Raw genomic sequence first — 16447 nt, forward strand, 5'->3', positions numbered from 1 at the left:
GGGATTGATCATGCGGCCTTCACCGCCGTCAACTCCGACGCCCGGAAGATCTCTACGGCGTGGCCTCCATGACCGCCCAACGCGCACTACGCGAACTCCAACACCGGCGCATCACCTACAGCGTCGCCGGCAAAGGCACCTTCGTGCACCCCGACGCCTTCGACCTCCTCCGCGGCGGCGTCCTCCGCGAACCCATCGACGACCCCGACCTCCGCCGCCGAGTCGCCGCCTACCTCGCCGACCAGCAAGCCATCACCATTAGCTATCACCACGCCCGCACCGCTGACGAGAAGAACGCCGCCCTGCACGAGCTGTTGCGCCACGCCGACACCAACAACGACCTGATCGACGAAGTGATCAAATACCAGGCCGACCGAGGCAACTTCGCCCAGCAGCCCGAACACCTCCAACGGGCCAGCGACGGCGACCAGCCCTCGCCGCCCGCCAAGCGTCCCCGCAGCAGCCGCGACCGCGCACCGAAGCAGTAAGCCAGCCGAACCAAGGCCCTCGACCAAGATCCGACTGGCTCAAAACTGCTCTACAGGATCAAGACGGCCCGGCCACGCCGGGCCGCGCGCACGCGCTACAGCCTCCGGCCCCGCGCGCACGCCCCACAATCATCGAGCCGCCAACCGAGAGCACGGCTGCACCGCCGGCCGAGGCCGTGACGATCCCTTCACCCACCATCCTCCGCGAGTGGTTCCGGGAATCGACGCCGCACCGCTACGCGGCACGCCACCAGCATCCCGTCTCCCTCGCCTCGGGAACCTGATCGGCGAGCAGCCTATCGAAGTATCTAGACACATTTCAGGTGCCTGACGGCAACCGTGACGGCAACCCGGGCAGCCAGTGGCACACTTGCAAAACCGGTCGTTACTCTCCGTCATGCGACGGCAGCTTCACAACCAAAATCCTCACCGCTCAAGATGACCACAGCCCGAGGCTCGCCTCGCGATCGGGAATACCCGAATAGACGATGGCGACCACGTCGTCCAGATGGCCGGAGATGAGACTAATCCCGCGACTGACGAAGACGATTTGCCCATCGTCCATCAGCCAACTCTCGGAGAGTCCGGGAATGCCAGGAAAGGGCAACATCGCCGAGAAGTCGAGCGAGGAAACCTCGGGCCCTCTAAGCTTCCGTATTTCGTTGGCTACGCTTCGGACCTCGTTCTCGAGCGCCAACGACTCGATCCAGCCCTCCACCGACGCGTAAAGAGGAATGAATTCGATGTCTCCTATACCAAAAGCACCATCAGGCCCAAGCAGGAAGTCGTAGGAGACAGAGAACCGAGCAGGGCCCGCCTCGATGTATCCGCCGTCCGACCAACGACCGACGAGCAAATCAGGGCCAAGGTATTTTGGCCCGCCGTTATACAAAACCGACGGCGGCAGATACAGATCGCCCCAGCGGCGCTCGTAATCGATAGCCTGCTGAACGAGGGCCCGGTCGAGCCCTTGCTTGATCCACTGCTCCGCAAATCGCTGTGCCCGATTACTAGGCTTTCGCTGTCCGTGCGCCCGCACGAATGAGAGGGCACGCCGCGATAAAACACCTGCTGGCAAATCCATCACGACGCACCCCTTCACTTTCCGACGAACGGAGCCTACCTCATCATCACCACGTTCCGAACAACCGGTTGATCATAGGTTGACAGTAGTCCTTACAGGGATCTACAAGCTCTCCTGAGTTCACCTTCAGCGTTCGGAACGTTCCCCCGAATATCTCGTCTCCAGCCTTCTGGGCCTCGTTGAGCGCACAAACCTCGGAGCAGCCAGTATGGCGCCCACGCAGCACATCATCCAAAACCGAACCCGACTCGATATCCACACCCCCAGGGGTGGTTCGGCCGTAATAGCGGTTGCCATTGGGCGAGGTGTATTCGGTGACAAATCGCGGCGCATTCGCCCCAAGGTTCGCCTGCCGATAATCCTCTAAGGTGGAGCCTGCTGGCGCCGGTCCGGGCTCGGGACCGCAGTTGTGTACGAGGACCGGGGTGTTGCCGGCGATCACATAGTACGTGTGGATGTTGGCGACGGTGAGGTTGTGGACCCTGGCTTGCAGGACGGTCCACCGGTCGATCGCGGTGATCTGCACGAGCGTGCCGGCACTGGTACGCAGCCACTGACCCGACCGCAGGTCCGTGGCGTGGACCCACTCGCCCAGCTCCGGCACCCAGAACGGGTGGGCCTCGGTCGCGACGACCTGCGCCGTCGCCGACCCCTCGGCACCGTCGGTGTCGACGGTGACCCTGACCAGGTTCTTGGCGCCCTGGCTCTGGACCGCCGCGGTGACCGTCTCCACCTCGACCCGACCCGTCGCCGGATCGGTCACCCTGACCTTGTCACCCGGCCTGACCTTCTCGATCGCCTTGCGCGACCCGTCGGCCATCAAGACCTTGGTGCCGGGCACGAAGCTGCTCGGCCTGGTGCAGGAGTCACCCGCACCACCACTGGAACCACCACTACTACGCGCCGACCCACCCGACGAGCCACCCGACTTCGAGCCGCCGCCGGAAGAGGGCTTCTTCTTCCCACCAGCACCGGCCGCTGCCGACGACGACGCCTTCGGGTTCGACTTCGCCTGCGCCTGCTTCTGCACCGGGTTACCGGTCTTCTTCGCCGACTGCGCCGCCGCGTTACTCGTCGTGTTGACCTTGTCGACCGGCTTCTTCGCCGCCGCCTGCGCAGCCTTCTTCGCCCGCTCGATCGCCAACTTCTTCGCGTTCAACGCCGCCTGCTCAGCAGCCCGCGCCGCGGCCAGCACCACCTCAGCGGCCCGCTTCGCCGCCCGCCACGCCTGGATGGCCGCGATCGTCCGGTCGATCGCGCGGTACACCGCCCGGGCCTTCAAGATCTTGCCGATCGGAATCGCACTGGCGATCAGGCTGCCGCACGCCCACAAGTCACCGCCAAAGCAGCCCAGGGCGTCGTTGATGCCGATGAACTCCTTGAGGAGGTACCAGGCCGAGTCGAGGATGACCGACATCAGCGACCGACCCATGTTGGCCTGCGCCTGCGCCACCTGCGCCGCCGACAGACCCGCCCCGGCCAACGCCGCGGCCATCTCCGACGCCGTCAGCGCCACCGACAGGCCGGTCGGGTCCGAGTGCGTCACCGGGTTGTTGTGCGCGTACGCGTACCCGTTGTTCTGCTGCGGGTCGGTCAGGTCCAGCACCGGGTCAGCCGAAAGGAACCGGCCCACCGACGGGTCGTACAGGCGCGCCCCGAGCGGCACGAAGCCGGAGGCGTCGTCCCGGGTCGCGCCAAGGAAACCGGCGTTGGTCTGCATGTTCGCGCCCAGGTCGGCCGCGCCGCGCTGGTTGCCGAACGGGTCCTGCTTACGGATCCGCACCGGCATCCCGGCGGACAGCCCCACCTCCGCGTACGGGCTGCCCTGGTGGTCACCGGCGACCGCGACCAGGCCGGGGTGGTTACCGGCGGTGGAGTGCCGGACCACCGCGCCACCCGGGGTGGGGTACGTGCGCTGGGCGCTGACCAGCGCGCCACCCCTGGCGACGGTGACCTGCGACTCGCCCAGGTGCAGGGTGGCCTGTCGGCCCTGGACGGTGAGCAGGCGACTGCCACCCGGCCCGTAGATGTGCCGGGTCTCCGACTGCGCCTCCCAACGCTGGGCGGTGGAGTTGCCGTCACAGGTGGCGAGGACGACCGGGGTCATGTCGACCGTGGCGCCGTTCCGCACCGCCAGGCAGAGCCCGGTGGCGGCGTGGGTGAGCTGCCCGGTCGAGGAACGCGTCAGGTGCTGGGCCGCCGAGCGGTCGCACTCCTGCAGGCGCAGCGGCGAGCCGGCGCTGCCGGCCTCCGGTTGCAGGCACCAGCCGTCCGGGCCGGTGAGGGTGCCCAGGTTCGGGTTCTTCTGCTGCTCCCCGGGGACCGGGGTGAACGTCCACTTCTGGGCCGTCGTGCCGTTGCACGGGTAGAGCTGGACCGGCTGGTCGGCCTTGGCGAGGCCCTGGTCGAGGTCGAGGCACTTGTCACCGGGGCCGACGTACGCGGTGCGGCCCTTGCTGCCCTGGCCGGTGATCCGCTCGACCTTGCCGTCGTAGGTCCAGGTCAGCTCCTGCTGGTCACCGTTGTGCGAGGTGACCGACCTGGTCTCGCCGGTCAGCTCGTACAGGCGCGTCACCTCGGAGGTGATCTCCACCTTCTCCGGGGTCGTCCACTCCCGGGTCACCTTGCTCAGGGTGCGGGGCTGGCTGCCGGTGTACTCGTAGCCGGTGGTGATGGCGCCCTCGGCCCGCTTGCCGGTCAGGTCGTACTCCACCAGCTTCTTCCGGTTGCCGAGCAGGTCGTATTCGTACTCCTGCCAGTAGCCGGTGCCGTCGTTGCCGGCCGACACCGCCGGCGCGCCGAGTGGACCGGTGGCGCAGGCGCCCTGGTCCGACGACGTCCACGCCGTGCTGAGCTGGCCGACGGCGTCGTAGCGGAAGCACTGCCGCTCGGCGATGCTGGCCGCCCGCTCCCGGATCGCGGTGACGTTGCCCGCGTCGTCGTACGCGTACTCCCGATTCGACACCAGGGTGCTGCCCGCGAACCGGCCGCCGGTTGCGTCCTTCTGCTCCCGGTGCACCTGCTGCCCGGTGAGCGCTCCGCTGGCGTCGTCGTACGAGGCGGTGGTCCACACCCGGTACGGCTGCGCGCCCAGGGTGGAGCGCAACACCTGCCCGTACGGCGAGTAGACCGTCTCCGCGCCGTACCAGTCCTTGCCGGACACCGACAGAGGCAGCCCGTCGGCGGTGTAGCGGACCAGGATCTTCTCGGCGGGGAGGTTCCCGACGGCGGGCAGGGTCGACGACTCGGGCAGGCCGGTGTCGGTGAACGAGTACTCGTAGCGGTAGGACGAGCGCAGGCCCCAGGTGTCCGCGACGGACTGCGGCAGGGTGAGCGTGGTCGACGTCGGCTGGTAGTCGTCGGTGTAGCCGCCGATGGCCTGGGTGTACGGCAGGCCGTCGGTGTAGCGGGTGGCGGTGGCCGGCAGCCCCTTGCCGCCGGCGACGGAGTCGTAGGTGTACTGCGCCAGCAGTGGGCCGTTGCCGTCACCGAGCCGCTGCTGGGTCGGGCGGGACAGCTCGTCGTAGCCGTTCCAGACCGTGACGTCGCGGGCGTTGGTGACGGTGAGCTGCCGGTCCCGGTGGTCGTAGCCGATCCGGGTGGTACCGGTGTCCGGGTCGGTGGCGGCGGTCAGCCGGCCACGCTGGTCGTAGCTCCACGTCCAGGGGCGGTCCTTGTCCGCCGAGTGGCGCACGGCCGCCAACCGGCCGTACTTGTCGTACTCGTACGACATCGAGGTGAACGCGGTGCGGGCGGCGTCGGTGAAGGTGTCCACCCGGCTGGTGCGGCCCAGTGCGTCGCTGAACATCCGGTACGACGGCGAACCGGCCGGGTTGAACACCGTGGAGTGGTCGGTGCCGTAGGTGTAGGTGGTGGCCCGCTCGGGCCTCTCCTGGTCACGCAGGATGGGCAGTTCCTGGACCACCCGGCCCAGGCCGTCGTAGCGGTAGCGGGTGATGTTGGGTACGGCGGTGCGGGCCAGCGGCACGAACAACTCACCGCGCGGGCCGCCCTCGGCGAGGTAGGCGTTGTAGGTCTCCCACACCTCGCCGGAGCTGTTGTAGAACCGGTCGGTGACCAGGCGGCCGCCGCCGGTGGCCTGTTCCTGGGTCTGCCGTTCCCGACCCAGGCCGTCGTAGATGGTGACCGAGGTCTGCACCCGGTCCTCGTGACCACGGCTGAAGGTGGTCACGTACGGCGGTTTGCCCTCGGGGGTGGCGTACTGGGCGCGGAAGTCCGGCACGGCGGTGCCCGACGGGGTGCGGCCCGGCCCCCATGCCTCCACCAGGCGGCCCAGCGCGTCGTACCGCGCCTCGCTGACCCGACCGTTGGGGTCGATGGTCTTGAGGGTGACGGCCCGGCCCGGGTCCAGTTCCTGGACCTGCTCGTGCCTCAGCGAGTTCCGCTCCTTGACGATGAATGCCTGACCGGTGGCGGGAACGTAGTCGATGTAAGAGGTCTTGCCGTCCGGGTCGGTGCGGGAGGTGACGCGACCGATGTCGTCGATGGTGGTGGTGCCGTCGGACTGGAAGCCCGAGCCGTCGGCCTTCAGTGACCAGGTCTCGCGGACCCGGCCCTTCGTGTCGGTGGTGAGGGCGGCGCCGTACGGCTCCTTGTCGTAGGCGACGCGGCCGGCGGAGCTGAGCGTCCTCAGGTCGTCGAAGGTGGCCGCCGCGCAGGTCGTCGGGCTGGTCCGAACCTGCTTGGTCAGGCCGATGAGGTGCTTGTCGGTGCGGTGCAGGTACTCGATGAGGGTGCAGGACTCGTCGTTGTTGCGGGCGGTGTCGCCGAGGGACTCGATCCTGGTGGGCAGGCCGTGGGTGTTCTCGTACTCGGTGGCCGTCCTGACCTCGCGGTCACCGTCGGATAAGCGGCTGTACGCCGCCTGGGTAGGCTCGGTCACCCGCCAGGCGCGCAGCGGGCTGAGGCCGGTCCCCCGCGCTCGGGTGGCGAGCAGGTGCGCGGCCGGGTAGGTGACGCTGCGCGTTAGCCAGTTCGCCCTGAGGTAGGCCGCGTCGGCGCCGGGCTTGGCCTCGGCGTACGTCAACTCCTCGGCGATCCGGCCGGCGAAGGGTTCCTCGTCCTGGGCGATCACCTTGCCGGTGATGTCCTTGACCGCCACGGTGTCGCCCAGCCCGCGGAAGTACCGGGTGACCGACATCGTCTGCCGGCTGCCGGTCGCGGCGTCGTCGTCTCCGGTCAGGACGGTGACCTGGTCGAAGCCGGCGAACTGGGAGTAGGTGCGGGTCGACTTCTTGGTGAACTCCTGCTCGGCGAGCTTCCAGCCGGCGGTGCCGTACTCGTACCGGGTGAGGGTGCTGGCGGGGCCGTCCACGGCGGGCAGTTCCTGGACCGACTCCACGACGTACTTGTGGAACCAGTCGATCGCCTCCTTGGCCGGGTCGGGGTGCCAGAAGGCCGGGTAGCAGAGCCGGGTGTTGGCCTTGAGGGCAGCGACGTCCTTCGGGTCGGTCGGCAGGTCGGCGCCGGTGGCGCACCCGCCCGTGGGCTCCTTGTAGGTCACGACGGTCTCACCGCCGTACTCGTTGACAACCCGGCCGATACGCAGGCGGGAGAACCCGGGGCGGTGGTCGTTGCGGACCCGGTTCGGCATGTCGTCGACGTTGGCCACGAACCGGACCGGGTTGAGGGTGATCCGGTCGCCACCCACACCGAACCCGGACCGGGTGATCGACTCCAGCCACAGCGCGGTGTTGGGGCCGGTGCGCAGGACCGGGAAGGACTGCTTGAGCTGGTACTCGTCCACCGCCTGGAGGTCCCGGCTGTCCCGGTGCCGCTGCGCCCACGTGGTGATCTTCGTGAGCCGCTTGCGGGAGAAGAAGGACGGCGAGGCGTTCCAGCACTTCTGCTTCTCGACGCAGCGCAGGTCGGCCGGGGTGTCGTACCAGATTCGGTACCGGGCCGGGTCCTTGCTGGTGAAGTTGGCCTCGGTGCAGGTGATCGTGTGCTCGGTGAAGCAGCGCTCGGCGACGTCGAAGCTGACCCGCGCCAGCGGAGCGGCGGAGTAGACGTTGTCGCGGCGCTGCCCGTAGTCGATGCGGGTGAGGTAGCCGGCCCGGTCGTACCTCACCGGGGCCTTGAAGTTGAAGTTCCGGGCGTAGTGGTTGGTCTCGCGGGCCCACCACAGGCTCATCGCGTTGCCGTGCACGTCCTCGACGTAGTCGAGGTTCCACTTCCATGCCTGGGTGCAGACGGAGCCGGCCCAGTTGCCCTCCTTGTAGCAGGGCTCGTCCGGGTGGTTGCCGTACACCGGGACGGTGAGCACCGAGTTGGTGACCGGGGCGCCGGCGGACCAGCCGGGCAGCCGGTTGCGGCCGAAGTGGTATTTCGTGCCGTCCCGAGTGGTGACGATCCAGTGCTCGCCGTCGGCGTCGCCGTTGTCGCGGCCGTTGTCCCTCTCCAGTTGGATCAGGGAGCCGTCGCCGTTGGCGGTGGTCCAGGTCCCCTTTTCGTACACCAGCTCGGTGGTCAGGCCGCCGAGGGAGAGGGTGGCGTTGTCGGAGCCCCAGCAGAGGTCGGCGGTACGGTGCTTGGTGTTGTTCGCGCCGATGGTCGCGTCCTGCCGGCAGTTGGCGTAGCTGCGGGTGATCGACCCGGCGCTGTAGTCCCAGCCGTCACCGATCCAGGATGCCTGGTTGTTGGTTGCGGAGGTGCGCCCGTCCACCGACTGCGACGAGTAGCCCAGCGCCACCTTCGGCATCAGCCCGCCGGCCGTCTCCGGCACCTGCATCTGGTACGAGTAGGTGAACGCGCCGGAGGAGGAGCCCGCCGCCCAGGAACCCGAGGAGACCAGCGGGGTCGCGGTGAAGTCGCCGGACGCCGAGGCGCCGGTGTCCAGCACGCCGACGACCTTTCCGCCGGCCGCGTCGGCGGCGACACCGGCGGTACGCGCGCCGGCCCGCTGCTCGCGCAGCGGGCCGACCGGCAGCGTGCCGGTGACCACCCGGCGTACCGGCGCATTGGCGGCGCGGGTGACGCGGGCGGGCGCGTCGGCGGCGGCGGGCACCAGCGTCACCTCGCTGGAGACCACCTGAGCCGGGTCGGGGTCGGTCGGTTCGCCGCCGTCGGCGCAGTCCCCGCTGTCGGGGGTGTCGTAGACGCAGTCGGGCAGCAGCATGACGCCGAAGCGGTCGGCGGCCTGCGGGCCGTACAGGTCGGCGAAGGGGGTGTAGTCGACGTTGAGGGCGACCTCGGCGTCCGGGTCGGCGGTGGCCGGCGGGGTGATCTTCATGATCAGGCCCGCCACCCCGGCGTCCTGCGATGCCTCGGGAGCGGCCAGGTCGACGGTCCAGGTGCCGGCGAGGACCGTCGGGTCGCCGCCCTCCGGTACGCCGAGAGCGACCGGCAGGTCGTCGACGGGCCGGGTGTCGCCGGGTTCGACGTCGGTGAGGTCGACCGTGCCACTGTCCTGCTGCCAGGGTTGGACGGCCGTCGGCCGGTACTCGGTCACTTCGGGGACCAACTCGGTGGTCATGTCGGTCTGCGCGGCGTCGTCCTGCTCGACCCGATCGGTCGTCGGCAGCTCGGGCAGGTCGACCCGGCTCGCCTCGCGGCTCATGCCCGCGCCGGGCACCGCGAGGGCGGCGGCGGGCAGGCTCGTCACCGCCAGCGTGGTGGAGAGCGCCAGGACCAGCGCGGTGCGGGCGGGGCGACCCCACCGGCGGCCGGACTCCGTTCGGGTCCGTCGGCCGGGTGACCGTCGGGACAGCAAACCGGTAGCACGCATGCGCGTCGACTCCCACCCAGGCGCGAGAAAGGGAAAGAAGAGATGCGGACGAACCGCGACGGCACGGGCCGGCGACGGCGCGTGCGTGAGCACTCTGCGTCAGGGAAGGCTCACTCTCAACCCCGTTCCCGGTCACCGTCCACCGGTTCAGGTGATGTACGACACAGGATGATCGACGCCCTATGCCGCGAAAGCATCGAGCCGCGCAGAGGCGAGAAATCACTCTTTGTCGCGTGATTGCCTGGCAGCAAAAGCCGCGCAAGATCCAATTCGGACGTACCTCTCGGTAACTCCACTCAGGAGGTCACGGGTTCATAACGTTCGCGGGATGGACGAGACGCCCGGGTGCCGTGCGATCGTGTGCCCTCGTTCTGCCCCGCGACCCACCGGGTCGCCGGCTGGCCGCCTGCGTCGTTCCCTGTCCGCCCGGCCCCCACGGGAGTAGACCCGCCGTGACCGCGCCTCGCCTGCTCAAGCCCTTCGTGCATACACGCACCAGGCTGACCCTCACCCTGGGTGTGCTGCTGGCCGCACTCGTCGCCGCCCTGCTGCCGCTACGGCCCGGCACCGACGCGCCCCCCGCGACGGCGCCCGCGCCCGCGACGGCACCACGCGACGAGCCCACCGCGGTGGCCCACGCCGCCCACACCGGCACCGAGGTGCTGGTGGACACGGCCACCACCGCCACCTCACTGACCTGGGCGCTCCCCGACGGGAAACTGCGCACCACCATCCACGCCACCCCGCAGCGGGTCGAGGACGCCAGCGGCCGGTGGGCGAGGCTGGACCCCACCCTGACCCGCGACGGGCAGTCCACCGACGGCCTCGACGTCCGCCCGGTCAACGTCCCCATCCCGCTGCGCCTCTCCGGCGGTGGCACGGAGACCGGCGGGGCCGGCGGTGGCACGGAGACCGGCGGGGCCGGCGGTGGCACGGAGACCGGCGGGGCCGGCGGTGGCACGGAGACCGGCGGGGCCGGCGGTGGCACGGGAACCGGTGCCGCCGACACCGTCAGTGTGCTGGCCGAGGTGGACACCGAGGGGCACACCATCGCCTACACCTGGCCCGGCCCGCTGCCGGAGCCGGTGCTCGACGGCCCGCGCGCTCTCTACCCCGAGGTGCTCCCCGGAGTCGACCTGCTCGTCGTCGCCCGCGAGGCGGGCGGCTTCGGTCAACTGCTCATCGTCAAGAACCGCTCCGCCGAGACGGTCCGGGCCGTCGGCGCACTGACCTACGGCCTGCGATCCGAGACGGCGGTCTTCCGTCACGACGCGACCACCGGCGGCATCCGGGCCCTCGACCCGGCCGACGGCCGGGAGGTCGCCTCGGTCCCCTCCCCCTTCGTCTGGGACTCCGCCGGACGGGACGCCGAGAACCCGCAGGCGGCACCGCGTACCTCGGTGGCCACCCCGCAGGACGTGCTGCGGCTCTCCGGCCTCGCCGGCAGCGAGCCGGGCGCCCGGCAGGCCCCGATCCCGACCCGCCTGGACGGCGACGGCACCGGTGACGCCCGGCTGCACCTGGACGCCGCGGGCACCGGAATGCTCACCGACCCCAAGGTCACCTTCCCCGTCTTCCTCGATCCGACCCTGATCGGCGGCACCCAGGCCTGGGCGACCGTCTACTCGCAACACCCCCGCACCAACACCTGGAACGGCACCAACTTCAACTCCGGCACCTCCGACGCCCGCGTCGGCTACGAGCAGGACACCCCACTGCGGACCCGCTCCTTCTGGCGGATGCGCTACGACAAAGGCCTGAAGGGCGCGGAAGTCAGTTCCGCAACCTTCAAGGTGCTCAACAACCACTCGTGGTCCTGTGAAATCCGCGAGATGCAGCTCTGGCTCACCGGCGCGATCTCCTCCGGCACCACCTGGAACGCCCAGCCGGGCTGGCTGACGCTGCAACAGAAGAAGTCCTTCGCCCATGGCTACGGCAGCCGCTGCGCCGATGACTACGTCAGCTTCGACGTGAGGAACGCCGCCCAGAGGGGCGCCAACGACGGCCTGCCGAACCTCACCTTCGGCATGCGTGCCACCAGCGAATCCGACACCCAGACCTGGCGCAAGTTCAAGGCCACCAGCGCCGAACTGACCGTCGTCTACAACCGGCCGCCGGCCGAGCCGACCAACGGCACCACCTCGCCCGGCGGCGCCTGCGTGCCCGGCCCCGGCAACGGCGTCACCGTCGCCCGGTCCAACCTCGTGCTGTCGGCGACCGGCACCGACCCCGACGGCAACCTCAAGGCGCTGCGCTTCCGGTTCTGGAAGAACGGCACCACCGCACCGGCCGGCACCCTGGTCACCCCCACCAGCGCCGGCCGGGCCAGCCTGACCATCCCCGCGAGCACCCTGGAGGACAAGGCCGTCTACTCCTGGGACGTCCGGAGCGAGGACACCGCCGGCAAGACGTCGTCGTACTTCCCGCCGGGCGACGAGCCGTGCCGGCTCACCGTCGACGCCTCGGCGCCGCCGGCGCCGGACGTTGTCAGCGAGGTGTTCAAGGAGGCCACGGACGACGGGGCGACCTGGGCCACGGTGAAGTTCGGCCAGACCGGCGGCATCACCTTCACCGCCGCCGGCGCGACCCGGTTCACCTACTCGCTCGGCGGTGTCGGCAGCGTGCCGGTGACCGCCACCAACGGCACCGCCACCGTGCCGGACCTGAAGCCGCGGCACGCCGGCCCCAACACCCTCGAGGTGTACGCCTACGACCCGGTCGGCAACCGCAGCCTCCGTACCGACTACACCTTCTACGTGCCGCCCGCCGACCGGGCGGACGGGCCCGGCGACACCGGCGGCGACGGCATCCCCGACCTGCTCGTGGTGGACTTCACCGGCAACCTGCGCACCTACCCCGGTGACGAGGGCGGCGACCTGCACACCTCGCTCGCCGGCTCCTACTCCGCGGACGGGGCGCTCAACCCGCCGGACCACTGGCGACTGCGCGCCGGCCCGGCCGCGCTGATCACCAAGTACGCCGACACCTACCCGGGCGACGGAAACACCGACCTGTTCGCCCGCACTCCGGACGGCGGCTTCTGGCTCTACCCCGGCGACGGGTACGGCAGCTTCCCGGTGGACCGGCGGCTGCGGGTGCTGCTGCCGACCAGCACGCCGGCCCTGCCGGCTCCGGCAACCTGGACGCAGATCAAGGCGGTCGGTGACCTCGACGGTGACCAACTGCCGGAGCTGGTCGTCCGCTCCGGGTCACAGTTCTGGGTGCTGGGTGGCTACACCGGAGCGAGCTTCGGGTCGGCGACCCTGATGGAGGGCACCGCGTGGGCCCGCCGCGAGGTGGTCAACATCGCCGACGTCGACCTGGACGGCACACCGGACCTGCTCTGGCGCAACCTCGACAACGGCAACATGTACGTCCGGCACGGTAAGCCCGGTACGGTCGCCGGCAGCGTCGACCTGAACTCGCTCACGCAGGCCGCCAACTCCCGCAGCGGAGACGTCTCCTACGGGACGGGCTGGTCGGAGGCGGCCATCACCGCGCTCGTCGGCATCCCCGACGTGAACGGGGACCGGGTGCCCGACCTCTGGGCCCGGTCCGGCTCCGACGGGAAGCTGCGGGTCTACCACCCGTCCGGCACCAACACCGGGCAGCCGGTGAAGGTCATCGTCGAGCAGGACTGGAGGCTCGTCCGGTCCTTCGGCTGACCCGGCCGGGCATCGACCGACCGGTCGGTGCCCGAACCGGATCCGTCCTCAAGTGCTCAAGGCAGGCCATGCCACCACCGGCAGGACGATCCCGGCCGTCCCGCCGGGGGTGGCATCCGCGCGGCGCTGCCGAAACCCCAGGTGCGGTCAGCGGCGGAACGGGCCGGTCACCTCGTAGGTGACGCCCCCGCTGCCGGTGGCGTTGCCGCTGGTGCCGCGCTGGGATGAGAAGTACAGGCGGGTGCCGTCGGGCGAGAACGCCGGTCCGGTGATCTCCGACGACGAGTGACCGAGGAGGCGCAGGAACGGTGTGACCACGCCGGCCGGCGTGATCATGTTGATCTCCATGTTGTCGCCGTCCTCCGCCACGTAGAGGTCACCGCCGGCGGTGCCGGTGATGTTGTCCACTCCGGCCAGTGGGGCGGCGCCGGCCGGCACCAGCGAGTCGTCGTACGCCAGGTCGAGGCGCTGGTGGACCGCGTCGTACGCCCACACCCGGTTGTCGCCCTTGGTGGTGAACCAGCAGGTGCCCCGGTCGTACCAGCAGCCCTCCCCGCCGTCGAAGTGCCGGGCCGCGCCGACCTGGTGCCGGGTGGGGATCGGGAAGCCGTCCCGGTCGGGGACGTCGCGCCAGGTCACCGGGCCGGTCGCCGGCTCGGCCGGGGCGCAGAGCACCTGCAGGCGGCCGGCACGCAGGTCGCCCCAGGTGTCCGGGACGAAGCGGTAGAAGCAGCCGTCGTCCTCGTCCTCGGTCAGGTAGATCACCTTTCGGTCCGGATCGCAGGCGGCGGCCTCGTGCTTGAACCGGCCCATCCGGCTGCGCGCCTCGGCGCTGCGGCTGCCGTCCGGCCAGGTCTCGAAGACCTGACCGAGCGGGATCTCCTCACAGGAGAGCCAGGTGCCCCACGGGGTCGCGCCGCCCGCGCAGTTCATGGTGGTTCCGCCGAGGATCCGGTACGCCGCCGCGATCGACCCGTCGGCGCGGAAGCGCACCGCCGACGCCCCACCGGCGAGCGGGATCTCCGAGTTCGACACGTAGATCCAGCCGGTGCCGGCCGGGTAGCAGGCGCCGCCGTCGGGCGCCCAGTGCCACAGGTAGGAGGTGCCGGGCACGAACTGCCCGGAGCGGGCGACCACCCGGCTGGTGAACCCGACGGGCAGTTGGAGGCCGTTGCCGTCGGCGGGCAGCAGCTCCCCGTACGGGCCGGGGCCGGGCTGGGCGGGGGCGGCAAGCGCGGCGCCCGCCCAGAGGCTGCCGCAGAAGGCTGCGCCACCGGCGACGGTGGCGCGCAGGACGGTACGACGATCCATCGGAACCTCCCGGAGACGATCGATTTCCCCGCCGACGCTAGGACCGGCGGGGAATCGACGATAGTCGCTACCCGGTGAACACGGGATGACGGCTTTCCGGTTCGGCCGGCGCGGGCTCGTCGGACTCGCGCAGCCCGTAGCGGGCGTAGAAGCGGGCCAGCGGGGCGGGCGCCCACCAGTTCCAGCGGCCGAGCAGGCGCATGGTGGCCGGCACCAACAGGGCCCGGACCAGTGTCGCGTCGACCACGATCGCCACGATCATGCCGATGCCGATCAGCTTGACGTTGAGCATTCCGCCGGTGGCGAAGCCGGCCACCACGATGATCAGCAGCAGCGCGGCGGCGGTGATGATCCGGCCGGTGCGTTGCAGCCCGACGGCCACCGACGCGGTGTTGTCGCCGGTGCGGTCCCACTCCTCGCGCACCCGGGAGAGCAGGAACACCTCGTAGTCGGTGGCCAGCCCGAAGAGCACGGCGAGCATCAGGATCAGGTTGCTCGGCTCGACGAGGCCGGAGGGGGTGAAGCCGAGCACGTCGGCCAGGTGCCCGTCCTGGAAGATCCAGACCACCACGCCGAACGACGCGCCGATCGACAGCAGGTTCATCAGCACCGCCTTGACCGGCAGCACCAGCGAACCGAAGGCGAGGAAGAGCAGCAGCAGGATCGCCCCGGCCATCAGCAGCGCCATCCAGGGCAGCCGCTCGCCCAGCGTCGCCAGCAGGTCCACGTCGGCGGCGGGCCGTCCACCGACCAGCACCTGCGCACCGGCCGGGGCGGGCAGGTCGCGCACCGCGCGTACCACGTCGCGGGCCTCGGTCCCGGTCGGCTCGCCCCGGTAGCTCACCGCGAGCAGGGTCGACTCCCCCGCGCTCGCCGTGACCTGCACCCCGGTCACCCCGGGGACCGCGGCGACCCGGTCGGTGAAGGGCCGCGCCGCCTCGGCGGACAGCCCGGAGACCAGCACGTCGATCGGGGCGACGGTGCCGCCGGAGAAGTCGTCGGCGATCCGCTCGGCGACCACCCGGGGCGCGGCGTCCGCCGGGAGCACCCGCTCGTCGACCCCGCCGAAGGAGATCCGCAGGAACGGCGTCGCCAGGACCGCGAGCAGCACCGCCACCCCGATCAGGTAGCGCGCCGGGCGGCGCATCACGCTCCGGGCGATCCGCGCCCAGGCGCCGCCGTCGGCGGCCTCCGCCCGCTCGCCGGCCCCCGTCCCCCGCCGCCACGGCAGCGGTACGCGCACCGCGTCGATCCGTGGGCCGAGCACCGCCAGCAGGGCCGGCAGCACGGTCAGCGCCGCGAGCATGGCGACCAGGACGGCAGCCATCCCGCCGAGGCCCATGGACCGCAGGAACGGCTGCGGGAAGATCAGCAGGCTGGCCATGGCGAGGGCGACGGTGAGCCCGGAGACGAAGACCGTCCGGCCGGCGGTGAGCATGGTGCGGCGGATCGCCTCGGCCGTGGCGTGGCCGGCGGACATCTCCTCCCGGAACCGGCTGACCACGAAGAGCGCGTAGTCCACGGCCATGCCGAGGCCGATCAGGGTGATCACGTTGATCGCGAAGATCGACACGTCGGTGAACAGGTTGACCAGGCGCACCGCGACGAAGGCGCCGAGGATGGCGAGCCCGCCGACGAGCAGCGGGGTGCCGGCGGCGACCAGCCCGCCGAAGATCAGCACGAGCGACACCAGCAGCACCGGCATGGAGAACAGCTCGGCGCGGGTGACGTCCTCGGTGCTCTGGGTGGTCGCCGCCTCCTGGAACGCGACCAGGCCACCCACCTCGGTCCGCAGGCCGGGCGCGTCCAGCGCGGGGCGCAGCGTGGTGAACTGCGCGGAGCGGGCGTCCTCGTCGGCGCCGGTGAGCCGAACCACTGCGTACGTGGCCCGGCGGTCGGTGGCAACCAGCGCCGGGGCGGGCGCGTCGTACCAGGTGGTCACGGCGGCGACCTCGGGGCGCTGGCGCAGCGCGGCCACGGTGCCGGTGACCGGATCGCGGAAGGCCGGCTGGTCGACGGTCGCGGTGTCGCTGGACCAGAGCACGATCACGTCGGCGTCCTGCCGGCCGAGTTCGGCGGCGACCCGCTGCGCCGTCCGGCTGGACTCGCTGGCCGGATCGTCGAAGCCGCCCCCGCTCAGCTCCCCGAACAC

The 16447-nt window shown here is 70.7% G+C and carries 6 protein-coding genes; 2 read left to right on the forward strand and 4 right to left on the reverse strand.

Translation table 11 applies throughout. The annotated features are described in order from the left end of the window. Window positions 1-68: 68 nt before the first annotated feature. The gene (locus E1193_RS21480) at window positions 69-488 is read left to right on the forward strand and encodes a hypothetical protein (protein ID WP_243707819.1); all 420 of its coding nucleotides are present in this window, start codon (window positions 69-71) and stop codon (window positions 486-488) included. 433 nt (window positions 489-921) lie between these two features. Here the strand turns inward: E1193_RS21480 and E1193_RS21485 are convergent, their stop codons facing one another. Together E1193_RS21485 and E1193_RS21490 are read right to left on the reverse strand one after the other, a co-directional pair. After that, window positions 922-1575, reverse strand: a complete 654-nt coding sequence (locus E1193_RS21485) for a hypothetical protein (protein WP_132184993.1) — start codon at window positions 1573-1575, stop codon at window positions 922-924. Between the two features lie 43 nt (window positions 1576-1618). Continuing rightward, the gene (locus tag E1193_RS21490; RefSeq protein ID WP_132184994.1) at window positions 1619-9319 is read right to left on the reverse strand and encodes a ricin-type beta-trefoil lectin domain protein; all 7701 of its coding nucleotides are present in this window, start codon (window positions 9317-9319) and stop codon (window positions 1619-1621) included. A 452-nt stretch (window positions 9320-9771) separates the two neighbouring features. On the opposite strand from E1193_RS21490, the gene E1193_RS21495 reads away from it, so the two are divergent. Continuing rightward, window positions 9772-12984 carry a DNRLRE domain-containing protein gene (locus E1193_RS21495; protein WP_132184995.1) on the forward strand — a complete coding sequence of 1071 codons (3213 nt, stop codon included), beginning with the start codon at window positions 9772-9774 and terminating at the stop codon, window positions 12982-12984. 147 nt (window positions 12985-13131) lie between these two features. Here E1193_RS21495 and E1193_RS21500 read toward each other — a convergent pair whose 3' ends face one another. Continuing rightward, window positions 13132-14295: an alkaline phosphatase PhoX gene (locus E1193_RS21500; protein WP_132184996.1), complete on the reverse strand. Its 1164-nt coding sequence runs from the start codon at window positions 14293-14295 to the stop codon at window positions 13132-13134. Between the two features lie 67 nt (window positions 14296-14362). Next, window positions 14363-16447 (reverse strand): MMPL family transporter (locus E1193_RS21505; RefSeq protein ID WP_132184997.1); only part of this gene is annotated, 2085 nt, incomplete at its 5' end.

This window comes from Micromonospora sp. KC606, from assembly GCF_004348675.1.
In the GTDB taxonomy this organism is placed as follows: Bacteria; Actinomycetota; Actinomycetes; order Mycobacteriales; family Micromonosporaceae; genus Micromonospora.

Excerpts from the sequence above, each read along its gene's own strand:
- E1193_RS21500 (WP_132184996.1), bottom strand. The coding sequence starts at position 14,295 with ATGGATCGTCGTACCGTCCTGCGCGCCACCGTCGCCGGTGGCGCAGCC.
- E1193_RS21490 (WP_132184994.1), bottom strand. The coding sequence starts at position 9,319 with ATGCGTGCTACCGGTTTGCTGTCCCGACGGTCACCCGGCCGACGGACC.
- E1193_RS21480 (WP_243707819.1), top strand. The coding sequence starts at position 69 with ATGACCGCCCAACGCGCACTACGCGAACTCCAACACCGGCGCATCACC.